Annotated in this window: 21 protein-coding genes and 1 pseudogene; 14 read left to right on the plus strand and 8 right to left on the minus strand. The window is 73.6% G+C overall.

Going from position 1 to position 21512, the window contains the following annotated elements; all coding sequences use genetic code 11:
- Window positions 1-62: 62 nt before the first annotated feature.
- Window positions 63-938, minus strand: coding sequence for a class I SAM-dependent methyltransferase (locus ABZY20_RS02370; RefSeq protein WP_356436009.1), 876 nt, complete (start codon window positions 936-938; stop codon window positions 63-65).
- Between the two features lie 299 nt (window positions 939-1237).
- On the opposite strand from ABZY20_RS02370, the gene rpsA reads away from it, so the two are divergent.
- The 4 genes from rpsA to ABZY20_RS02390 all read left to right on the plus strand — a co-directional run bounded on the left by rpsA (window position 1238) and on the right by ABZY20_RS02390 (window position 5032).
- Complete coding sequence (rpsA, locus tag ABZY20_RS02375; protein WP_030246602.1) at window positions 1238-2737, plus strand: 30S ribosomal protein S1; 1500 nt, start codon at window positions 1238-1240, stop codon at window positions 2735-2737.
- Window positions 2738-2909: 172 nt separating this feature from the next.
- Entirely contained in the window at window positions 2910-3848 is a 939-nt protein-coding gene (locus ABZY20_RS02380; protein WP_356435350.1) for a PAC2 family protein, read from the plus strand.
- Between the two features lie 141 nt (window positions 3849-3989).
- Complete coding sequence (gene coaE, locus ABZY20_RS02385; RefSeq protein ID WP_356435352.1) at window positions 3990-4601, plus strand: dephospho-CoA kinase; 612 nt, start codon at window positions 3990-3992, stop codon at window positions 4599-4601.
- Window positions 4602-4651: 50 nt separating this feature from the next.
- Window positions 4652-5032 carry a tetratricopeptide repeat protein gene (locus ABZY20_RS02390; protein ID WP_356435355.1) on the plus strand — a complete coding sequence of 127 codons (381 nt, stop codon included), beginning with the start codon at window positions 4652-4654 and terminating at the stop codon, window positions 5030-5032.
- Window positions 5033-5150: 118 nt separating this feature from the next.
- On the opposite strand, the gene ABZY20_RS02395 is transcribed toward ABZY20_RS02390, so the two are convergent.
- Window positions 5151-5411, minus strand: a complete 261-nt coding sequence (locus tag ABZY20_RS02395) for a DUF6343 family protein (protein ID WP_356435358.1) — start codon at window positions 5409-5411, stop codon at window positions 5151-5153.
- Window positions 5412-5480: 69 nt separating this feature from the next.
- Between ABZY20_RS02395 and ABZY20_RS02400 the strand changes: the two genes are divergently transcribed.
- The 3 genes and pseudogenes from ABZY20_RS02400 (at window position 5481) to ABZY20_RS02410 (ending at window position 7967) form a co-directional block, all read left to right on the plus strand.
- A complete protein-coding gene (locus tag ABZY20_RS02400) occupies window positions 5481-6434 on the plus strand; it encodes an acyltransferase domain-containing protein (RefSeq protein ID WP_356435361.1) in 954 nt (317 codons plus the stop codon).
- Window positions 6435-6645: 211 nt separating this feature from the next.
- Window positions 6646-7329, plus strand: a pseudogene (locus tag ABZY20_RS02405) (class I SAM-dependent methyltransferase); the annotation flags it as partial.
- A 119-nt stretch (window positions 7330-7448) separates the two neighbouring features.
- The gene (locus tag ABZY20_RS02410) at window positions 7449-7967 is read left to right on the plus strand and encodes a DoxX family protein (RefSeq protein WP_356435363.1); all 519 of its coding nucleotides are present in this window, start codon (window positions 7449-7451) and stop codon (window positions 7965-7967) included.
- Between the two features lie 91 nt (window positions 7968-8058).
- Here ABZY20_RS02410 and ABZY20_RS02415 read toward each other — a convergent pair whose 3' ends face one another.
- Window positions 8059-8634 (minus strand): RNA-binding S4 domain-containing protein, encoded by a 576-nt coding sequence (locus tag ABZY20_RS02415; RefSeq protein ID WP_356436012.1) that lies wholly within the window; start codon window positions 8632-8634, stop codon window positions 8059-8061.
- 139 nt (window positions 8635-8773) lie between these two features.
- On the minus strand, window positions 8774-9445 hold the full coding sequence (locus ABZY20_RS02420; RefSeq protein ID WP_356435366.1) for a hypothetical protein: 672 nt from the start codon (window positions 9443-9445) through the stop codon (window positions 8774-8776).
- Window positions 9446-9528: 83 nt separating this feature from the next.
- On the opposite strand from ABZY20_RS02420, the gene ABZY20_RS02425 reads away from it, so the two are divergent.
- The 3 genes from ABZY20_RS02425 to ABZY20_RS02435 are packed head-to-tail and all read left to right on the plus strand — an operon-like array spanning window position 9529 to window position 12322.
- Window positions 9529-10269, plus strand: a complete 741-nt coding sequence (locus ABZY20_RS02425; protein ID WP_356435368.1) for a helix-turn-helix domain-containing protein — start codon at window positions 9529-9531, stop codon at window positions 10267-10269.
- The gene (locus ABZY20_RS02430) at window positions 10266-11612 is read left to right on the plus strand and encodes an MFS transporter (RefSeq protein WP_356435370.1); all 1347 of its coding nucleotides are present in this window, start codon (window positions 10266-10268) and stop codon (window positions 11610-11612) included. Before ABZY20_RS02425 ends, ABZY20_RS02430 begins: the two co-directional genes overlap by 4 nt.
- The gene (locus tag ABZY20_RS02435) at window positions 11612-12322 is read left to right on the plus strand and encodes a uracil-DNA glycosylase (protein ID WP_356435373.1); all 711 of its coding nucleotides are present in this window, start codon (window positions 11612-11614) and stop codon (window positions 12320-12322) included. The genes ABZY20_RS02430 and ABZY20_RS02435 overlap by 1 nt, the downstream gene beginning before the upstream one ends.
- A gap of 126 nt (window positions 12323-12448) precedes the next feature.
- Here the strand turns inward: ABZY20_RS02435 and ABZY20_RS02440 are convergent, their stop codons facing one another.
- Window positions 12449-13063 (minus strand): gamma carbonic anhydrase family protein, encoded by a 615-nt coding sequence (locus tag ABZY20_RS02440; RefSeq protein WP_356435376.1) that lies wholly within the window; start codon window positions 13061-13063, stop codon window positions 12449-12451.
- A 214-nt stretch (window positions 13064-13277) separates the two neighbouring features.
- On the opposite strand from ABZY20_RS02440, the gene ABZY20_RS02445 reads away from it, so the two are divergent.
- On the plus strand, window positions 13278-14054 hold the full coding sequence (locus ABZY20_RS02445; protein WP_356435378.1) for a nucleotidyltransferase domain-containing protein: 777 nt from the start codon (window positions 13278-13280) through the stop codon (window positions 14052-14054).
- 119 nt (window positions 14055-14173) lie between these two features.
- Here the strand turns inward: ABZY20_RS02445 and ABZY20_RS02450 are convergent, their stop codons facing one another.
- Entirely contained in the window at window positions 14174-15139 is a 966-nt protein-coding gene (locus ABZY20_RS02450) for an expansin EXLX1 family cellulose-binding protein (protein WP_356435381.1), read from the minus strand.
- A gap of 576 nt (window positions 15140-15715) precedes the next feature.
- Here ABZY20_RS02450 and ABZY20_RS02455 point away from each other — a divergent pair.
- Window positions 15716-17608: an FUSC family protein gene (locus ABZY20_RS02455; protein ID WP_356435384.1), complete on the plus strand. Its 1893-nt coding sequence runs from the start codon at window positions 15716-15718 to the stop codon at window positions 17606-17608.
- On the opposite strand, the gene ABZY20_RS02460 is transcribed toward ABZY20_RS02455, so the two are convergent.
- Both ABZY20_RS02460 and ABZY20_RS02465 read right to left on the minus strand, forming a co-directional pair.
- Complete coding sequence (locus ABZY20_RS02460; RefSeq protein ID WP_356435387.1) at window positions 17576-18112, minus strand: class I SAM-dependent methyltransferase; 537 nt, start codon at window positions 18110-18112, stop codon at window positions 17576-17578. The genes ABZY20_RS02455 and ABZY20_RS02460 overlap by 33 nt on opposite strands.
- Complete coding sequence (locus ABZY20_RS02465; protein WP_356435389.1) at window positions 18109-19056, minus strand: endonuclease/exonuclease/phosphatase family protein; 948 nt, start codon at window positions 19054-19056, stop codon at window positions 18109-18111. The genes ABZY20_RS02460 and ABZY20_RS02465 overlap by 4 nt, the downstream gene beginning before the upstream one ends.
- A 134-nt stretch (window positions 19057-19190) precedes the next feature.
- Between ABZY20_RS02465 and ABZY20_RS02470 the strand changes: the two genes are divergently transcribed.
- On the plus strand, window positions 19191-20555 hold the full coding sequence (locus ABZY20_RS02470) for an amidohydrolase (RefSeq protein ID WP_356435392.1): 1365 nt from the start codon (window positions 19191-19193) through the stop codon (window positions 20553-20555).
- A 132-nt stretch (window positions 20556-20687) separates the two neighbouring features.
- Window positions 20688-21386 carry a DUF899 domain-containing protein gene (locus ABZY20_RS02475; protein ID WP_356435395.1) on the plus strand — a complete coding sequence of 233 codons (699 nt, stop codon included), beginning with the start codon at window positions 20688-20690 and terminating at the stop codon, window positions 21384-21386.
- Window positions 21387-21512 lie beyond the last annotated feature (126 nt).

The raw sequence follows: 21512 nt of genomic DNA on the forward strand, positions 1-21512 counted from the left end.
GTGCGACGGCCCGCACGCGCGTGTGCGGGGAGGAGGGGCACGCCCCTGCGCGGGCGGGTCCGTCAGTCGCGCTCGCAGACGAAGATCGCCGTCCCGGGGATCAGGTGCCCGCGCAGGGGCGACCAGCCGCCCCACTCGGAGCTGTTCCAGTCCGGCCACTCCGGCTCCACCAGGTCGACCAGCCGGAAGCCCGAGGCCACCACGTCCCGGACCCGGTCGCCGAGGGTGCGGTGGTGCTCGACGTAGACCGCGCGGCCCTCGTCGTCCTGCTCCACGTACGGCGTGCGGTCGAAGTACGAGGCCGACACCGACAGGCCCTCGGGGCCCGGCTCGTCCGGGAAGGCCCAGCGCACCGGATGCGTCAGGGAGAAGACGAGACGGCCGCCGGGCCGCAGCACCCGCCGCACCTCGCGCAGCACCAGACGCGGATCGGCCACGAAGGGCAGCGCCCCGTACGCCGAGCAGGCCAGGTCGAAGGAGCCGTCCGCGAAGGGGAGCGCACCGGCGTCGGCGCACACCAGCGGGAACGATCCGCCGATGCGCAGCGCGTGCTGCAGCTGCCGGTGCGAGATGTCCAGGGCGACCGGGCGGGCGCCCTGGGCGGCCAGCCAGCGCGAGCACTGCGCGGCGCCGGCGCCGAGCTCCAGGACGTCCCGGCCCTTCAGGTCCTCCGGCGGGCCGAGCAGCTCCGCCTCGATCTCGTCGAGCCCCTCGGGCCCCCACACGAAGCGGTCGTCGCCGAGGAACGTGCCGTGCTCGCTCTGGTACTCGTCCGCGTTGCGGTCCCACCAGCCACGGTTGGCGCGGGAGCTCTCCGTGGCACCGGCGGCACGCCGGGTGGCCTCGGGTTCGGACGCTACGGGCTCTTGGATGATCGGCTCCCTCGTCGTACTCTTCCGTCCAGCCGGTCGCGGTCGCTCACCCGAGGGGCGTCGCACGGCCAGCGTGGCCTCGGAGGACACGACTTGTGCCGGTTATGCGGCGTTCTGCCCCGCGTGGGCGGCTTCGCGCATTGACCCTGCCCGGCTGCCCCCGTATGCTACAAGTTGCGCTGCGGGCCTGCGCACCTCAGACGTAGCAGGCTGCGCTCGCATCTGTATGTATGTCCCCTCGGTTGTCGAGGCGTCACCGGATTTCACGTGACGCTTCCTTGGCTGTCCGGCTTCTGCAGAGCGAAACGGGCTCCCGGCGTAGCAGTACCTACGACTTCAATGTCCGTACCGGAGCCCTTTCCCACATGACGAGCAGCACCGAGACCACCGCCACCACCCCGCAGGTAGCGGTCAACGACATCGGTAACGAGGAAGCCTTCCTCGCCGCGATCGACGAGACGATCAAGTACTTCAACGACGGCGACATCGTCGACGGCGTCATCGTGAAGGTCGACCGGGACGAGGTCCTGCTCGACATCGGTTACAAGACCGAAGGTGTGATCCCGAGCCGCGAGCTCTCGATCAAGCACGACGTCGACCCGAACGAGGTCGTCGCCGTCGGTGACGAGATCGAGGCCCTCGTCCTCCAGAAGGAGGACAAGGAAGGCCGCCTGATCCTCTCGAAGAAGCGCGCCCAGTACGAGCGTGCCTGGGGCACCATCGAGAAGATCAAGGAAGAGGACGGGATCGTCACCGGTACCGTCATCGAGGTCGTCAAGGGTGGTCTCATCCTCGACATCGGCCTCCGTGGCTTCCTCCCGGCCTCCCTGGTCGAGATGCGCCGCGTTCGCGACCTCCAGCCCTACGTGGGCAAGGAGCTCGAGGCCAAGATCATCGAGCTGGACAAGAACCGCAACAACGTGGTCCTCTCCCGCCGTGCCTGGCTCGAGCAGACCCAGTCCGAGGTCCGCCAGACGTTCCTCACGACCCTCCAGAAGGGTCAGGTCCGTTCCGGCGTCGTCTCCTCGATCGTCAACTTCGGTGCCTTCGTGGACCTGGGTGGCGTCGACGGCCTGGTCCACGTCTCCGAGCTGTCCTGGAAGCACATCGACCACCCGTCCGAGGTCGTCGAGGTCGGCCAGGAGGTCACCGTCGAGGTCCTCGACGTGGACATGGACCGCGAGCGCGTCTCCCTGTCGCTGAAGGCGACCCAGGAAGACCCGTGGCAGCAGTTCGCCCGCACCCACCAGATCGGCCAGGTCGTGCCCGGCAAGGTCACGAAGCTGGTTCCGTTCGGTGCGTTCGTCCGCGTGGACGAGGGCATCGAGGGTCTGGTCCACATCTCCGAGCTGGCCGAGCGCCACGTGGAGATCCCGGAGCAGGTCGTCCAGGTCAACGACGAGATCTTCGTCAAGGTCATCGACATCGACCTCGAGCGCCGTCGCATCAGCCTCTCGCTGAAGCAGGCCAACGAGTCCTTCGGTGCCGACCCGTCGGCGGTCGAGTTCGACCCGACCCTGTACGGCATGGCCGCGTCCTACGACGACCAGGGCAACTACATCTACCCCGAGGGCTTCGACCCCGAGACCAACGACTGGCTCGAGGGGTACGAGAAGCAGCGCGAGGAGTGGGAGCGCCAGTACGCCGAGGCGCAGCAGCGCTTCGAGCAGCACCAGGCGCAGGTCATCAAGTCCCGCGAGGCCGACGCCCAGGCCGAGGCCGAGGGTGCCGGCTCCGCCGGTGCGGCTCCGGCCGCGTCCGGTGGCGGTTCGTACTCCTCCGAGGGCCCGGACAACTCCGGCGCGCTGGCCTCGGACGAGGCGCTGGCCGCGCTTCGCGAGAAGCTCGCCGGTGGCCAGAGCTGAACGCTCACTGAGCAGTAGCTCCTGACCGAGGGGCCGTACCTTCCGAGGTGCGGCCCCTCGGTGCTGTCCGGGCGGTTCCCTCCAGCCGTCAAGATCGATCGTTCCCTCCGCCGGGGAATGCCCGTGCCCGCGACGACGTTGTCACGTACGGACACGAGGAGGAGCGGTCACTGTGCTTGATCCGCAGGGTTTGTACGCATGGGAGCCGAAGGGACTGGCCGTCGTCGACATGGCGCTCGCCCAGGATTCGGCCGGACTTGTCATGCTCTACCACTTCGACGGATACATCGACGCGGGCGAGACGGGCGACCAGATCGTCGACCGGCTGCTCGACTCGCTGCCCCACCAGGTCGTCGCCCGCTTCGACCACGACCGGCTCGTGGACTACCGCGCCCGCCGACCCCTGCTGACCTTCAAGCGCGACCGCTGGAGCGACTACGAGGACCCCGCCCTGGAGGTCCGGCTCGTCCAGGACGCCACCGGTGCGCCCTTCCTGCTGCTGTCCGGCCCCGAGCCGGACGTGGAGTGGGAGCGCTTCGCCGCCGCCGTACGGCAGATCGTGGAGCGGCTCGGCGTCCGCCTGTCCGTGAACTTCCACGGCATCCCCATGGGCGTCCCGCACACCCGCCCCGTCGGCCTCACCCCGCACGGCAACCGCACCGACCTCGTCCCGGGCCACACCAGCCCCTTCGAGGAGGCGCAGGTGCCCGGCAGCGCCGAGTCCCTCGTCGAGTACCGCCTGATGCAGGCCGGGCACGACGTCCTGGGGGTCGCCGCCCACGTCCCGCACTACATCGCCCGCTCGCCCTACCCCGACTCGGCCCTCACCGTCCTGGAGTCCATCACCGCCGCGACCGGACTGGTTCTGCCCGGCGTCGCCCACGCCCTGCGCTCCGAGGCGCACCGCACCCAGACCGAGATCGACCGGCAGATCCGCGAGGGCGACGAGGAGCTCACCGCGCTCGTGGAGGGTCTGGAGCACCAGTACGACGCCGTGGCCGGCGCCGAGACCCGCGGCAACATGCTCGCCGAGCCGGTGGACATCCCCTCGGCGGACGAGATCGGCCGGGAGTTCGAGAAGTTCCTGGCGGAACGAGAAGGCGAAGGATGACAGGCTTCCCCGCCGCCCCCACAGGGGCGCGGGGAACCGCGCCACCGGCCGCCCCACGACCGCACGCTGAGGACGACGTTCATCCCGCCCCGACGTGCCCCTCCGACCGGCTCCCCCAGCGGAGCGTCTAGGCTGCGGCACATGCTGAAGGTGGGCCTGACCGGTGGCATCGGCGCCGGCAAGAGTGAGGTGTCACGGCTGCTCGTCGAGTGCGGCGCCGTGCTGATCGACGCGGACCGCATCGCCCGGGAGGTCGTCGAACCGGGGACGCCGGGGCTCGCCGCGGTCGTGGAGGCCTTCGGCGAGGAGATCCTCACTGAGGACGGCAGCCTGGACCGTCCCAGGCTCGGCTCGATCGTCTTCGCCGACCCGGCGAAGCTCGCCACGCTCAACTCGATCGTCCATCCCCTGGTGGGCGCCCGCTCCCGCGAGCTGGAGGAGGCCGCCGACCAGGACGCGGTCGTCGTCCACGACGTGCCGCTCCTGACGGAGAACGGCCTGGCGCCGCTGTACGACCTCGTGATCGTCGTCGACGCCGGCCCCGAGACCCAGCTCGACCGGCTCGTACGGCTGCGCGGCATGACCGAGGAGGACGCACGCGCGCGGATGGCCGCCCAGGCGACACGGGAGCAGCGCCGGGAGATCGCGGACATCGTGATCGACAACGACGTCCCGCTGGAGGAGCTGGAACGCCGTGTCCAGGACGTGTGGGCGGAGCTGGTGCGCAGGTCCCGGGCGTCCTCCCGGGAATAGCGGTGCCGCGAGGGGGCGTTGAACCCCACCAGTGAGGGAAGGACTCAGCCGTGCCCGAGACCAGCGGTTCCACCGGACGTACCCCGGAGACGCACGTCATCGACTTCCGCGCCGCCGAGCAACTGCTCGCGGCCCGGGACCCGCGGGGCGCGGTGAAGCTGCTCGACGAGGTCATCGCCGCGCACCCGGAGAACACCGCAGCACGACTGCTCCGCGCGCGGGCCTTCTTCGCCGCGGCCCAGCTCAGGCCGGCGGAGCTGGAGTTCTCCATCGTCCTGGAGCGCGAGCCGGACAACGCCTTCGCGCACTTCGCGCTCGCCCGCACCTACGAGCGGCAGGGCCGCCCCGAGCAGGCCAAGCGCCACTTCCGCCTCGCCGCCGCGCTCGACCCGAACCCGGAGTTCCTGAAGGCGGCGCGCTTCGACTCCTGAGGCCGCGGTCCTCGCGGTCCTCGCAAGGCCTCTTCGTCCTCGCGGGCCGCGCCGTCCTCGCGGACCTCGCGGTCTTCGCGGTTCTCGCGGACCTCGCGGTTCTCGCGGCCCGATACGCCTAGCTGTCGCCGGGAGGCCGGTAGGGCGGGACGTCGGGGCCCGGCTGGTAGTGCGGGCCCTGGCGGATGTGCCTGAGGACGACGACGAGGTCGGTGGCGACGATCAGGAGCAGCACGCCGCAGGCGACGGCCCAGCCGGTCCGCCCGACGATCACGAACGCGACCGTCCCGAAGAGCGCCCAGACCAGCCCCCACAGGCTCAGCCAGAAGCGCGCCCGCAGGGCACTGCGCGCTGTCGCCGGTTCACTGCCTGTACGCATCGATCACCACTCCTGTCTGCAACGTACTCTCGTGGCGGGTGTTCACCAAGGTCACCGAGGGAGCCGCGCATGCTGCCGGACGCCGACGCGTTACCCGAGATCCTGCTCGACCTGGCCGTGCCCCACGAGGACATCAACGACGTGGTCGCCGCGCGGCGGACGCTCACCGCGGACGCCGGAGCCATGGCACTCCTGGAGGAGTGCGTCGAGGACCTGGTACAGGACCTCGGGGAGGCGGGGGTCGCGGTGCCGCTCGACGAACGGCTCGCCCGGGCACCGGCAGAGCTGAGTCCTTACTTCGCCGTGTACGTGTTCGTGGCGGCGCTGCCGCACACCCTGGCGTACCACCGCGCCCGGGGCATCCCCGCCGACATCAGCCGCCGCACCCTCGCCGACCTCGGACGGAACATGGCGTTCCATCGGCGGCAGCACGGCAGGGCCGGGGTGCAGGTCCCGCGGTGGCTCACGCGCCACTTCCGCGGCGAGCTGTACCAACTGGGGCGGCTGCAGTTCGAGCGGGCACGCCTCGGGCAGCGGACTGGACGGGCGGTGGCCGCGGCCGGACTGGACTTGGCGCCGCAGGAGCCCTGCCTCCATCTGCACATCCCGGACTTCCTCGGGCCGCTGTCACCGGCTGCCTGCGACCGCTCCCTGGCGCTGGCGCGGGAGTTCTTCGCCCGGCACTTCCCGCAGGAGCGGTACCGGGTGGCTGCCTGCCGTTCCTGGCTGCTCGACCCGCAGCTGAGGCGCTACCTCGACCCGGAGTCCAACATCATCCGCTTCCAGGCGCGCTTCGAGGCCGCCAGTGACGCCGGGGAGGCCGGCCGTGACGCCGTGAAGGCCGCCAGCGACGCCGGGGAGGAGCCCGAACCGGCGGACACCGAGCCGGTCCGGTTCGTCTTCGGGGATCCGGACCTTCCGGTGGAGAGCCTGCCGCGGCGCACGTCGGTGGAGCGGGCGGTCGGGGACCATCTGCGGGCGGGTGGCCACTGGTACACGGGGCACGGCTGGTTCGCGCTGTAGTCGCTGTTGCTGTTGCTGTTGCTGTTGCTGTTGCTGTCGCTGTCGCTGTGGCTGTCTCTGCTGCCGTCTCTGGTGCCGTTGCTGCTGCCGTCGCTGTGTTGATGCGGGTGCCTGTGAGCGTTGTCTTTCGTACGGCGTCGGCTCGTTCACTCGGTCGGGTGAAGGGGGTGAGGAGGGGAACGGGCGTGCGGGGGCGGGCCGTTGGACGGGCATGGAGCTGAAAATGCGTGAGGGGTACGAGGGGACGGGTCCTGGGGCCATCACCCCGGACGGCTGCGCGGTCGAGTTCTACGCCCGGCTGCCCGTGGGGGACGAGCCGGACGTCATCGCCGCTGCGGTACCCGAGGGCGCGCGGATCCTGGAGCTGGGCAGCGGAGTGGGGCGTGTGACCCACGCCCTGACCGAGCGGGGCTTCTCGGTCACGGCGGTGGACGAGTCGCCCGAGATGCTGGAGCGCGTGCGCGGGGCGCGGACGATATGCAGCCCGATCGAGGCCCTTGAGCTGGACGAGACGTTCGACGTGGTGCTGCTCGCCTCCTTCCTCGTGCACGCAGGGGACCCCGAGGTGCGGCGAGGGCTGCTGCGGACGTGTCTGCGCCATGTCGCGGAGAGCGGCTGCGTGCTGATCCAGCGGGAGGGCGAGGACTACCACGCGAACGTGCCGCGCGAGCGCGTGGACCCCAGCGGCTTCACCGTACGGATCGTCTCGTCGGACCCGGTGGGCGACGGGGTCCATTCGGTGCGCGCCGAGTACGAGTTCCCCGACGCGGTCTGGACGCAGACCTTCCGTACCCGGCCGCTCACCCAACGGCAGTTCGAAGAGGCGCTGGCGGAGTCGGGCCTCGAAGTGGACCGGTATCTGACGCGGGATCGGATATGGGTGCGGGCGCTGCCGAAGGATCGCCGGCAGTTCCCGATCGTGCAAGGACCGTTACCCGGGCGGCGTGAGTTCGCCGGCGAAGGGCGGTCTACCTCCGCGACACCAGCACGGACCGCTTCCCGCAGGAGACCTCCATGACCGAGACCACCGCTTCCGCCACTGCCACAGCCACCGGCAACGCCACCGGCACTGCCTCCCTGCCCACCCGGACTGGCGGCGTCATCACCGAGTCCGCCACCGCTCGTGGACGGCGGGCCCGCATCGCCCTGCGCGGGCTCCAGGTGCTGCTTGCCCTCTTCTACGCGGTCGCGAGCGCCCTGCCGAAGCTCATCGGGCACGAGTCGGCCGCCGAGTCGTTCGACCGGCTCGGTTGGGGCAGTGCCGGGATGTACACCATCGGCGCCCTCGAACTGGCCGGAGGGATCGCCTTGTTGATCCCGGTCCTGCAGTCCGTGGCGGCGATGGCGCTGAGCGCGTTGATGGTGGGCGCGTTCGTCGTGCAGATAGCCGTCTTCGACGGGCAGTACGCGGCCACGCCGCTCATCCTGCTCGTGCCCCTCGCCCTCGTGGCGTGGGCACGGCGGGGGAGCAACGCGGAGCTGGGGCGGTTGCTGGGACGGATGGCGGGGTGGATGGCGAGGCGCGGGGCCTGATCCTCGACCGGGACGTGAGGCCGGTGGTGCGGCGTGTCGGAGGAGGGCGCACCGCTGCAGGAACAGAGTCGGCGCAAGCTCCCCTTTCCGCTCACGGCCTCGGCTTGCCGGTCCCGCTGCCGTAGCCGCCCGCCGGGCCCGGTCCGGTCATGCCGGGGCCGCCCATGCCGCGCAGGCGTTCCAGCTCGCGGCGGTCCCGCTTCGTCGGGCGGCCGGCTCCTCGGTCGCGGATGCCCGCGGGGGCGACGGCCTCGCGGGGCGGGGGCGGCGGGGAGTTGTCGACGTAGCACTGGGTGGCCACGGGCGCGCCGACCCGCTTGCGGATCAGCCGGGTGACGACGACGACCCGCTCCCGGCCGTCGTGCCGCAGCCGCACCTCGTCGCCGACCCGCACGGCGTGGGCCGGCTTCACGCGCTCGCCGTTGACACGCACGTGGCCGCCCCGGCAGGCGGTGGCTCCCATGGAGCGGGTCTTGACGAGGCGCACGGACCAGATCCAGCTGTCGACGCGGACGGTCTCACCGCGCTGCGGCCCCGCGGCCTCGGCGGCGGCGATCGCAGCCGCGACCTTCGGGTCGAGGGCGGCCTCGGCGTCGCCGGCCCCGTTCTCCGAGGTGCCCGTGCCGGCGTCCTGGCCGGGGGCGGTGCGCGCGGACGGCGCGTCCATGGACGCCTCGTTCGTGGGCGGCGTGGTCATGGACACCTTGTCGGACATCTGGTCCGTGGACGCGGGCTGTCCGGGCGCCGCGTCCTCGGTCCCGCTCGTCCTGTCGTACTCCGCACCTCGAGAAGCCATGTTTCCGACCTTAGTCCTCCGGATCGCCCCGGCGTGCGGGGATTTCCACGGGCGGCGCGACCTGGATGATCGTCGCCGTGCCGACAGCGGGGGTGCCCTCGTGCATGGTGATCACGTCGCCGGGAGCCAGATGCCGCCAGCGACTGGGACTGAGGGGTGCCAGCCGGACCGTCGCGCTCTCTCCCGGGGCCGGCCGGGCTGCGTCCTCCACCCAGAGGCGTGCGACGCGGAGCTCCGGCTCACCACCCGGACCGTACCTGTCTCGGAGAGCTTCGCCCCGAAGGGATTCGTCCGTGGCGACCTTGCTCCCGGCGGCGGCGATGTTCCACAGCGGCCGGAGCTGCCCCTGCGCGGAGAACGCGGTCCGGCGTCCGCCGTCCCCCGTGCGCAGCAGGTCGAGCCGGGCGCGGATGACACCGTCGCGGACCTCGCCCGCCCGCCAGTCGCACCAGCGCGCCGTCCCGTCGAGCATCAGCAAGCGGGCCGCCGCCGCGAGGAGCGACCAGAACTCGCCGGACAGGGGGTGCTCGTCGCCGAACTCCAGCAGCAGGTCGAGCACGAACGCCCAGTCCTGTCGCCGTTCGTGGTCGTGGACGTCCTCGACCGTCGCGCCGATCGCGATGTGAGCGTCGTGGGGGAGCAGACCGGTGGCCCGCCGCAGCAGGCTGAAGGCGTCGTCCATGGACGGCATTCTCGCCCAGTTTCCCAAAGCTATTTTTGCAAAAACTCTTTTGCCGACCGGGGGTGGCGGCCTAATCTCCCCGCATGGACAGCGACGAGCACAAACGCGTACTCGACCCCGAGCACGACACCGCCGCGCTCAAGGCGCTCACCCACCCCTTGCGGATCCAGCTCCTCGGGCTGCTGCGGCAGGACGGACCGGCCACGGCGAGCGAGCTGGCGGCGCGGACGGGGGAGTCGTCGGCGTCGACCAGTTACCACCTGCGGGTGCTGGCGAAGTACGCGTTCATCGGCGAGGCGGAGCACCGGGACGGGCGCGAGCGGCGGTGGCGGGCGCTGCACACCGTGACGTCCTGGAGCAACGAGTCCATGGAGTCCTCAGCGGCGGGCCGGGCCTTCGTGAGTCTGTCGCGGCGACGGCAGATCGAGCATCTGGAGCGGTCCCTGGCGCGGTACGAGGCGGACATGGCCGCAGGGCGGTTCGGCCCGGAGTGGGTCGAGCCGTCCGGGATCAGCGACCTCATGCCCCGGCTGACGCCCGAGTCGCTCACCGAGCTCTGGGAGACGCTCGCCGGGAAGCTGGAGGAGCTGACCGCCCGGGACGCGGACGACCCGCGTGCCGCGCACGTCGTGCTCCTCACGGCCGGACTGCCCATCGCCCGCTACGACCGCGACGACACCGGCGGGGAAGACGCGGCTGAGGACGGCCCCACCCGGCCGGACACCGACCGCCCCGGCGCCACCGGCCACGAGCACGCCGGTCAGCAGGACACCCGTCACGAGGACACCCGTCGCGAGGACGCCGGTCGCGAGGGCGCCTCGTGATCGACACGGGGCGCGAGTCCCCCGGCCTACGGACCGCCGGCCGCCGTTACGTCACCGTCTGCGTGCTGCTGTGGCTGCCGCCGGGGCTCGGCATGGCCTGCACGGTCCTGCTGTTCAGCGAGCGCGGTCTGTCCCTCGCCGCGGTCGCGGGACTCTTCGCCGTCCACTCGCTGACCGTGGCCGCCCTGGAACTGCCCACCGGCGGGCTCTCCGACGTCCTCGGCCGCCGGCCGGTGCTGGCCCTGGCCGGGGCGCTCAACGTCGTCGCGTTCGCCCTGGTCGGCCTCGGTACCACCGTCTGGGTCCTCACCGCCGGCATGGTCCTCATGGGCGCGGCCCGGGCCCTGGCCAGCGGCACCGCGGAGGCCTGGTACGTGGACACGGTGCACGACTGCTCCGGCCCCGGTGCCGAGCTGCGCACCGGGCTGGCCCGGGGCGGTTCCGCGACCGCCGCCGCCCTCGCGGCCGGTCTCCTGATCGGCGGAGCGCTGCCCTGGCTGCTCGGTCTGGTCCCGGGCCTGGGGGCGTGGTTGAGCGCGGCGACCTCAGGGGTGGTGCTGCCGCTGTCCGTCCCGTTGCTGCTGGGCGCCGCCAGCCGGATCGTCTTCGTCTGCTACGTGCTGACCGCGCTGCGGGAGCCGCCGCGCCCGCCGGTCACTCCGCGCTCCGTGCTGCGCGGCGTCCCGGTCACCGTCCTCGACGGGCTGCGGCTCGGCGGCCGGGACGCGCTGGTCCGCCGGGTGCTGCTCACGGCCGCGTCCGTCGGCAGCGCCCTGGCCGCCATCGAACTGCTCGTACCGGGCCGGGCCGTGGAACTGACCGGGGCGAGCGGCTCCGGCGCGATGGTCTACGCGGCACTGTCCTGCGCCGGATTCGTCTGCAGCGGCGTGGGCAGTCATCTCGCGCCGCTCACCGCCCGGATCGCGGGCAGCGGCGAGCGGGCCGTGCGGGTGGGACTGGGGACCGGGGCATGCGGCCTGCTGCTGCTCGGCGTCACCGCCTCGTCGCCGCACCCGATGGCGGCGGCGCTCGCGGTCGCCGGCTTCGGCCTGGTCCACCTCGGTCTCGGCGCCGCGTCCCCGAACGAGAAGGAGCTGCTGCACCGCCGCGTCCCCCGGGCCGGCCGCGCCACCGCCCTGTCCGTCCAGTCCCTCGCCCAGCAACTGGTCGGCGCGCTCACCGGGCTGGTCGTCGGGGCCCTGCCGCCGGGCCCGCTGCCGTGGCTGCTGACGGCCGCCGCGCTGCTGGCCGGTGCCCTGCTCTGGCTCCGCCGCCCCGGCGAGCGCGAGAAGCCGGACAGGGGCAGGCGACCGGTACCTTGCGCGGCCCCTACGGTGGAGTGATGGACATCAGTGGTCTCCCCGGCCTCGACCGGCGCATCGCGGGCTGCCGGGCCTGCCCGCGGCTGGTCTCCTGGCGGGAGGAGACGGCTCGTGCCAAGCGGGCCGCCTACGCGGACTGGACGTACTGGGGGCGGCCGGTGCCCGGGTTCGGGCCCGCGGACGCCCGGTTGCTGATCGTGGGACTGGCCCCCGCCGCCCACGGCGGCAACCGGACCGGCCGGATGTTCACCGGGGACCGTTCCGGTGACGTGCTGTACGAGGCGCTGTACGACGTCGGCCTCGCCTCGCAGCCCACCGCGGTGCACGCCCACGACGGACTGGAGCTGTACGGCGCACGCGTCACCTCGCCCGTGCACTGCGCCCCGCCCGCCAACAAGCCCACCCCCGAGGAGCGCGACACCTGCAGGCCCTGGCTGGTGCAGGAACTGCGGCTGCTGCGTCCCACACTGCGGTCCGTGGTCGTGCTCGGCGCCTTCGGCTGGCAGGCCGCGCTGCCCGCCTTCGCCGAGGCGGGCTGGCCCGTGCCGCGGCCCCGCCCGGTCTTCGCGCACGGTGCCCGGTACTTGCTCGACGGCCTGGAGCTCTTCGGCTGCTTCCACGTCAGCCAGCGCAACACCTTCACCGGCCGCCTGACCCCCGCGATGCTGCGCGACGTCCTGCGGGCGGCCGCGCGGGCGGCGGAACTCCCGGTGACCGAGGAGAAGGGCTGAGGGACTCCCGGACCGGCGGACGCCGCACGGTGGCGCGATGACCGGTTGGTACGGACCGCGGCTCGCGGGTCCGGCCGGGCGGCGTCCGAGGTGATTGCCTCGTACGGCGCCTCGTAGGGCACGAGGTCAGTGCGCGCCGCCGGTGTCGTCGAGCGTGACGTCGTCGCGATGGGCCCCGTACAGCGCCGTCTGGCGGGCCATGATCTCCCGCATGGAGGTGCCGCGCGGCATGCCGTACACCGTGCCGGGGAAGTCCAGGGCCTCCTGGATCTGCCACAGCTCGTCGTGCTCGGCGGGTGCGAAGAGCCGCGCCCGGGGGGCTCCCGCCGCGATCCAGCCGATGGGCAGGACGGTGCCGGGCGGCAGTACGGAGTTGACGTGCAGCACGCTGTGGATCCGCAGCTCCGCGCCGGTGCCCGCGACGGCCCCCGGGAAGACGCAGGCACCGGTGGCCAGGAAGACCTCGTCCTCCAGGGTGGCCCCGTTGACGTGGGCGTGCGGACCGACGAGCACCGCGTCACCGATCACGGCGGGATGCCGGGCCCGCCCCCGCACCAGCGCGTTCTCCATCACCACGACGTCCGAGCCGACCCGGACCTCGCCGTCCTCGGCGGTGAGCACCGCCCCGTGCAGCACACGGCTGCGCTCGCCGAGGACGACGGCCCCGCACAGGACGGCCGTCGGGGCGACGTACGCGGACTCGGGGACGACGGGGCGCCGCCCGCGGTGTTCGATCAACATGGCGGTCCTCGGCTGCTCGGGAACGACGGCTGTCGCCGTAATCTCCACCGGCTGCCCCGGGTACCCGGGCACGCCACGCCGAGCGGCGTCGGGCGGACGGTCTGCCGCTCGTACGCGGCCCGTTGCGCGGGCGCCCGTATTTCGCTTCACCCCGGGCGGAGCGCTCCCCTACGCTGCCCGGGCCCGCGCCCCCGCCGACCCCGGAGCAGCAGACGTGCCCACCGTCCCGGACGACGTCTTCCTCGACACCACCGCCGACCGCCTCGCCGCCCTCCCCACCGTCGAGGCCGTGACCCTCGGCGGCTCCCGGGCCCAGGGCACCGAACGCCCCGACAGCGACTGGGACCTGGCGGTCTACTACCGCGGCCCCTTCGACCCGGCCGAGCTGCGCGCCGTCGGCTGGCAGGGCGAGGTCTGCGAGATCGGCGCGTGGGGCGGCGGCGTCTTCAACGGGGGCGCCTGGCTGACGATCGAGGGCCGGAGGGTGGACGTCCACTACCGCGACCTGGACGTCGTCGAACACCAGCTCGCGGAGGCGGAGCAGGGGCGCTTCCGGGTGGAGCCGCTGATGTTCCACCTGGCGGGCATCCCGACGTACCTGCTCGTCGCGGAGCTGGCCGTCAACAGGGTGCTGCGGGGCCGACTGCCGCGCCCCGTCGCCTATCTGCCGGCCCTGCGCGCGTCGGCCCCCGCCCACTGGCACGGCATGGCCGCGGCCACCCTGGCCTACGCCCGGGCAGGACACGCGCCCAGGCGCGCGGTCGCCCAGGTCGCGGGAGCGATCGCCCTCGCGGCGACGCAGACGGCGCACGCGGTGCTGGCTGCGCGCGGGGAGTGGGTGACCAACGAGAAGGGGCTGGTGGCCCGGGCGGGACTGCGGGAGGCCGACGCGCTCGTGGAGAACCTGACCGGAGAGCCGGCCGCCCTCGCCCGGGCGCTCACCGAGGCGGAGACCACTTTCGCCCGGGCTGTGGAACGGGCCCGTTCCTGAGGCGGATCCGTCCTGTTCCGGAGGCGGATCCGTCCCGTTCCTGAGGCGGATCCGTCCTGTTCCGGAGTCGGCCGCTCCTGACCCGCTCCGGCATCCGTCGCTCCACCGACGACCGCTGCTCAATGCCGCGCGAACTGCACCCGTGTGCGCTGTACGGCGTCCGGGCGCAGTGCCACGCCGTCGACCGTGAGCCGCTCGCCGTGCAGGTCGGTGAGCCGGAGCGGGCCGCCGCAGCCGGTGCCGTCGGGGGAGAGGAAGTAGTTGTAGGCGGTGCGGGTCAGCGCGCGCCAGCCGGTGCCGGAGCGGACCTCGAGCCGGGCCAGCGGGTTGCGGTGCCCGAGAGCCTGGACGCCGCACCAGTGGCGGCTGGAGCCGGTCTTGTAGCGGACCGAGATCGTGTCGGACGTGCCCGGGCTCAGCAGGGTCCAGGTGATCGGTATGCGGCCCGCGGAGAGACCGGCGAGTTTCGCGAAGGCCTCCTTGCTGAGGTCGAGCTGCCCAGGGGCGCAGGGCAGCGGGCACTCGTTGGTGACGCGGACCGTGACGGAGGCGCCGTTCGCCGCGCGGACGGAGAGGTACGCCCCGCACGCCTTGGCGGTCTCGTAGTCGGTGTGGTTCATCGCGGCGACCATCAGGTCGGGGCTGGGGCCGTAGAGGCAGGCGCCGTCGCCGTCCCCGGCGTCGTAGTGGGTGGCGACGCCGCGGTACGTGGTGCCGGGCTCGATGCGTCCGGCCGACGGTGCCGTGCCGCCGGACGCCGCGCGCGGTGAGGCCGCCGGGGTGGGGGTGGGGGAGGGCCGCGCCGAGGCGCCGGTCGCGGTGGCGCTCGGGGTCGGGGTCGGCGTCGGGGAGGCCGTGCCGGGCTCGGGGGCCGGGGTCGATCGACGCTCCGTGTGCCGGTCGCCGGGCCGGGCGTCCGCCGTGGGCCCGTCCGCCGCCCGTACGGTGTCCGGCGCGCTGTCGGGGCGGAGCGCGGTCAGCAGGAGCACCAGACAGACCAGGAGGGCACCGGCCGCCGCGGCGGCAGCGGAGACCAGGGCCGTGCGCCGCCTGCGGGAGGGGCGGCGGTGGGAGGGGGAAGCCACGGATGAGTCCTTCGCGTCCATGCACGGTCCGTGCGCGTCCGGGAACGCGCGCTTGCTGCTCATCAGTGGCCGCCGGGCCGCGAAAGGTTGCCAGGGGAGCGCGAAAGGTTGCCGGGGGCCGCGAAAGCGCTGCCGGGGGGGCGAAATGCTGCCGGGGCATCGCGAGACCTTGCCGTGGGACCGCGGAGGACCTGAAGGCGGGCGGCGAGCCGGCCCCCGCCCGGGGAGGTCGCCGTGCACCCCGGCTGAGGTCCGCCCGGGGAGGTCGCCGTGCACCCCGGCTGAGGTCCGCCCGGGGAGGTCACCGCCCACCCCGGCCCAGGCCCGCCCGGGAGGTCACCGCGCCGGCGCCCCGGCCCAGGCCCGCCCCAGAGGTCACCGCGCCGGCGCCCCGGCCGTGCCCGCCACCGCGGCCTCCGGTGACGTTGCGTTCATAAAGAACCCGGCTCACAAGCGGTCCGTCACGTTCCGGAAACCTGTCCTCCAGGAACTCCGCTTACCGTGGACACCCACACCCCGCCCCGGCCACCGTCGCCCGAAGGCTCACCCCTGCCTCGCCGAGACGACAGGAGCCCCGTGTTCCGCCCCACCGCACCGCACCTTCCGCCCTGGCTCGCGCACACCCTGCGCGCTCAGCGGGAACCCGTGCCCTGGAGCGCGGTGACGCGGGGAGCCCTGTCCGCCGGGCCGCTGCTGCTCGTGGCCGTCCGGGCCGGGCACACCTCGCTCGGCGTCGTGGCCGCCATCGCCGCCATGCTCGCCGGGATCAACGACCGGCCCGGGAGCCGCCGGGCCTCGGTCAAGCGGCTCGGGCTGCCCGCGCTGGCCGGGGCGCTGGGGCTGCTGGCCGGGACGTACGCCGGGGAACGGACCGGGGCGGTCGTGCTGACCGTCGTGCTCACCCTGGTGGGGCTCGTCGCCGGAGGGATCAGCGCCGTCGGGCCCGTCGCCTCCGCCGCCGGGACGCAACTGCTCGTCGGGTCCGCGGTCGGCGCGGGCATGCCGCTGCCGGACCCGGGCTGGGAACGCGCGCTCGCGTTCCTCGCCGGCGCCGGATGGCTGCTCCTGCTCCGCCTCGCCCTGCCCACGCCCGGATCGCTCACCGGGGACTTCCGCTTCGACGGGGAGCGCGAGGCCGTCGCGGGTGTGTACGACGCCGTCGCCGAACTCCTCGACGCCGTCGGCGGGCCCGACGCCATCCGCCGCCGGGCCGCCCTGACCGCCGCCCTCGACCACGCCCAGGACGCGCTGGCCGGGCCCCGGCTGCGGCGCTACGCCTCCTCCTCCGCCGAGCGGCGGCTGCACGCGCAGTACGCCGCCGCCCTGCCCCTCGCCGAGGCCGCCACCGCGCTCGCCTGGGCCGGGGAGACCCTCTCCGCACGGGCCTCCGAGGGACCCCGGCGGCTCGCCGCCGCCGTCCGCGGCAACAACCACACCGGTCCGCTGCCCGCCCCCTCCCGCTCGATGCCCGCGCTGCGCGCCCTCGACGACGCCCTGCTGCACGCCGCCGAGGCCTTCGACCAGGGCCGGGGCGGCGACCTGCACACCCGGCAGCGCGGGGCCGGCGACCGGCTGCGCGCCGCCCTCGGCGCGGCCGGGCGCGAGTACGGGCTGCGCGTCGCCCTGTGCTTCGGGGCCAGCGCGGCCATCGCCCAGGCCCTGCACCGCAGCCAGTGGTACGGGACGCACGAGCACTGGTACTGGCTGCCCGCCACCGCCGTCTTCCTCGTCAAGCCCGACCTGGGACCGCTGGTGTCGCGCGTGCTGAACCGGGCCGCCGGCACGGTCCTCGGGGCGCTGCTCTTCGCCGGGCTCGCCGCCGTCCTGCCCCGGCCCGAGGGGCTCGTCGCGCTCGTCGCCCTCAGCGGCGCGCTCATCCCCGTCGCCACCCGGCACTTCGCCGCCCAGACCGCCGTCGTCACCGTGCTCGTACTCGCCCTGGTGATGGTCGGCGGCGAACCGCAGGCCTCCGCGGGACGCATCGGCGAGACCCTGCTGGCCTGCGCGATCGTGCTGATCGTCGGGCACCTGACCATGCCGGGCCAGCGCGGCGGCGGCGTACGGGGCCGGCTCACGGCGGCGAGCGCGGCCGCGTACGCCTACCTCACCCATGTGCTCGACGAGTCCGACGCCCCGCGCATCGGCGGCTCCGGCACCCCCTCCGGCCACCGCGCCACCCGCTGGACCCTGCGGCGCGAGGCCTACCGCACCCTCGCCGAGGCCCGCTCGGCCATCACCCTCGCCGCGCACGAACTGCCCGCCCTCGCCCGGCACACCGAGGGCGCGGACGAGGTCGCCCTCCTCCTCGAACGCCTCGTCGACACGACGACGGCCTGTGCCGTGCACCTCGACGACACCGGCGAGATCGGCACCCGCCACCGGGAGCGCCTCGCGGCCCTCCTCACCGAACTCCGGGGCCCGGGGGAGCGGCTGGGGCTACGGCTGCCCCGCACGCCCCTGGCCGGGTAGCGCGCCCAGCACCGCCACCAGGACGCCGTCGCGCACGACCGTCGTCTCGAAGCCGTGCTCCTCGACCGCCCGCCCCACCGTCCCGGCGATGTCCCCGGCCCGTCCGCCGTCCGGCGGCTCCCAGCACAGGCACAGCAGGCCGCCCGGTGTCAGCCAGCGGCGCAGCGCCGTCAGTTCCGCGTCCGCCGCGCCGGTCCAGAAGAGGTTCACGTTCACCGCGAGGACCCTGTCGAAGGACCCCGCGGTGAAGTCCGCGTCGGCCAGGGACCGCACGTGGAAGACGGCCCTGCCGTCCGCGACCGCCGCGTGGTGGCGCCGCCGCGCCGCCTCCACGGCCGTGGCGGAACGGTCCACCGCCGTGACGGTGCCCGTGGTGAGGCGGCCGAGGAGCAGCGAGACCGCGACCCCGCGGCCGCAGCCGATCTCCAGCACCCGGTCGCCGGGGGCGGGATCGAGGAGCTCCACCGCCCACGTCAGGCGCTTGGGGACACCGTTGGCCGTCATCCGTCGATCCTCACCCACACCGGCGCGTGGTCCGACCCGGGCGTGCCCTGCCGCTCCGCCGGGTCCGGGCCGACCGACGGCAGCCCGGGCGGGCCCTCGCCTGGCAGGCCCGTGCCCGCCGCCGTCGCCCGGTGCACCAGACGGTGGCTCAGCAGCACGTGGTCGATCAGCTCGCGCCGCCCGGAGTGCACACGGGAGTAGCGCTGTGCCGCCGGGATGAGCGGCGCCACGTTCCACAGCCGCGCCGCGTCGCCCCGGTCGGGCCGGTCGTAGCCCTCGGTGCCGATCTCCGAGCCGGGCGGGCCGAGCAGGATCTGAGTGGTCGCGGCCTGCACCTCGTCGTTCAGGTCGCCCAGGACGGCCACGTCCCGGGCCCGGCCGTCACCGTCCAGCAGGGCGTCCGCGAGGGCGCGCAGAGCGGTCGCCTCCGCCGCCCTGCGGTACAGGGCGTAGGCGCCGTAGCGGGCCCGTTCGCCCTCGTCGCGGGGCTGGAACCGGCCGCCCGGGTACGACAGCAGCTTCGACTTCAGGTGACAGACGGCCACCGTCAGCGACCCGTCCCCGGCCCGCACCGCCAGGAAGCCCCGCCCCGCCCGGGCCGCCGTCGCCCCCTCGTCGTCCGCCTGCACCGGCCGCAGCGGATCCGGGAACGCCATGCTGTCGGCCACCACCGACAGCTCCGTACGGCTCAGGAACCCCACCCGTATGCCCCGGCTGTCGGGGTGGGCGGACAGGGCGAGGTGCCAGTCGTCGTCCAGCATCCCGGCCAGGTCCTCCAGGGCCTCCGGGTCGCCGACCTCCTGCACGCCGAGCAGCGCCGGGTCCAGCTCCGTGATCACGGCGGCGAGGGCGGCGAGCTTCGCCTCGTACGCGGCCTGGTCCTCCGGGCCGTACGGGCCGCCGGGCCGGTAGAGGTTCTCCAGGTTCCAGGTGCCGAGGAGCATGCCGGGCTCCCTTCCGAAGCCGACAGGCGGGTGCGCAAGGCCAGGGTGCTCGCCCGGCCCGCCCCGCGACAGAGCCGCGACAGGATGTGCGGTTCGGCTCATGCCGCCCTACGACCCCGTCGTACGTTGGCGTGATGACGCCTTCTGCCGCGGACAGTCCCGTCGACCTCATCATCAGCGCATGTACCGTCCTCGTGCACGACGATCAAGAAGGCGTCGGGTTCGCGGAGGACGCCGCCATCGTCGTGCGCGGCGGGGTCGTCGAGGCGGTGACGACGACCGCGGCGGTCGCGGACCTGCCCGCCGTCGAGCGCATCGAGGCCCACGGCCAGGTCGCCCTGCCCGGACTGATCAACTGTCACACGCACGCGCCGATGGTCGTGCTGCGCGGCCTCGCCGAGGACCTGCCGACCGAGGAGTGGTTCAACGACGTCGTCTGGCCGGCCGAGTCCAACCTGACCGAGCGGGACGTCGAGTTGGGGGCGCGGCTCGCCTGCGCCGAGATGATCCGCGGCGGCGTCACCTGCTTCGCCGACCACTACTTCGCCATGGACGCGGTGGCGCGCGTGGTCGCGGAGTGCGGCATGCGCGCGCTCCTGGGCGAGGCGTTCTTCTCCTCGCAGGGGCCCGAAGGGCGGGAGCGGTCACTGGAGTTCGCGCTGCGGCACCGCGGGGCGGCCGGCGGGCGCATCACCACCGCGCTCGCGCCCCACGCCCCCTACACGGTCGACGACGCCGACCTCGCCGCCACCGCCGGGGCGGCCCGCGAGCACGGCCTGCCCGTGCACCTGCACGCCGCCGAGAACCGCGACCAGACCGACGCCGGCCTGGCCCGCCACGGAGTCACCCCGATCGAGGTCCTGCAGCGCACCGGCATCCTCGACACCGACGTGCTCATCGCCCACGGCACCGGCATCACCGACGGGGACCTGCCCCTGCTGGAACGGGCGGCCGGGCGGACGGCCGTCGCCTGCGCGCCCCGCGGCTACCTCAAGTTCGCCTGGCCCGGCACCACGCCCGTGCGCGCCCTGCGCGACATCGGCGTCGACGTCGGGCTCGCCACCGACGGGGCCGCCTCCAACAACTCCCTCGACATGTGGGAGTCCATGGCCCTCACCTCGCTCGTGCAGAAGTCGGCCGAGGGCGACCCGCGCTGGCTGACCTCCCGCCAGGCCCTGCACCACGCCACCGCGCAGAGCGCCCGGGCCGTGGGACTCGGCGACACGATCGGCAGCATCGCGCCGGGCCGCCGCGCCGACCTCGTCCTGGTCGACCTCACCGGACCGCACACCCGGCCCGTCCACGACCTCGCCGCCACCCTCGTGCACAGCGCCCGCTCCGCCGACGTCCGCACCACCATCGTCGACGGACGGATCCTGATGCGCGAGCGGCACCTGCTGACCATCGACGTCCCGGACGTGGTGAGGGAACTGGAGGAGCGGCTGCCGGCCCTCACCGACCGCGGCCACGGCCGGCGCGTCCAGCGCTACGACCCCTGAGCCCCGCCCCCGCCCCTGAGCCCCGCCCCCGCCCCGGAGGGCGCCGCGGAGAAAGTCCCCTCGCGGGCGGCGATGAGTTCTGCCCCCGCCGTCGGTCACCACCACGGACGGACCGTTGTCACAGGAGGGCCCATGTCGCTTCCGGAGATCGTCTCGCGCGAGCAGTGGCGCGCGGCGCGCGCGGAACTGCTGGTCAAGGAGAAGGCCGCCACCCGCGCGCGGGACGCGCTCAACGCCGAGCGGCGCGGACTGCCCATGGTGGAGGTCGGCGAGGAGTACGTGTTCGAGGGCGGGGACGGCAAGACCACCCTGCTCGATCTGTTCGACGGCCGGCACCAGCTCGTCGTCCACCACTTCATGTTCGCGCCCGAGTGGGACGCGGGCTGCCACGGCTGCTCCGCCTTCCTCGACCAAATCGGGCATCTCGCCCATCTCCGTGCGCGCGGCACGTCGTTCGCGGTCGTCTCCCGGGCGCCGTACCCGAAGCTCCTGCCGTTCAAGGCGCGGATGGGCTGGGTCCTGCCCTGGTACTCGTCGTACGGCGGCGACTTCAACCGCGACTTCGAGGCGACCCTCGAACGCGACGGCGAGCTGGTCGAGCGGCCCGGCCTGAGCTGCTTCCTGCGCGACCGCGACCGGGTCTTCCACACGTACTCCACGTACGGGCGCGGTCTCGACGGGCTCGGCTCGACCACCAGCCTGCTCGACCTCACCGCCCTGGGCCGGCAGGAGGAGTGGGAGGAGCCCAGGGGGCGCGCGTCGGCTCTCGGGGCGCCTGCGGGAGGCGAGCGCATCCGCTATCACGACGAGTACGACGAGTACGTCGACTGACACCCAAAGTGAGGAAATAAGCCAAGCGGCTGAGAGTTTGCTCACACTTGACGGTGAACGCGTGTCAACTACGTCTCAGAACCGTCACTTCGCGAGCCGTTCACCCCATGGTTGGCGTTTAACTCT

This window comes from Streptomyces sp. NPDC006624 (assembly GCF_040611555.1).
Classification (GTDB): domain Bacteria; phylum Actinomycetota; class Actinomycetes; order Streptomycetales; family Streptomycetaceae; genus Streptomyces.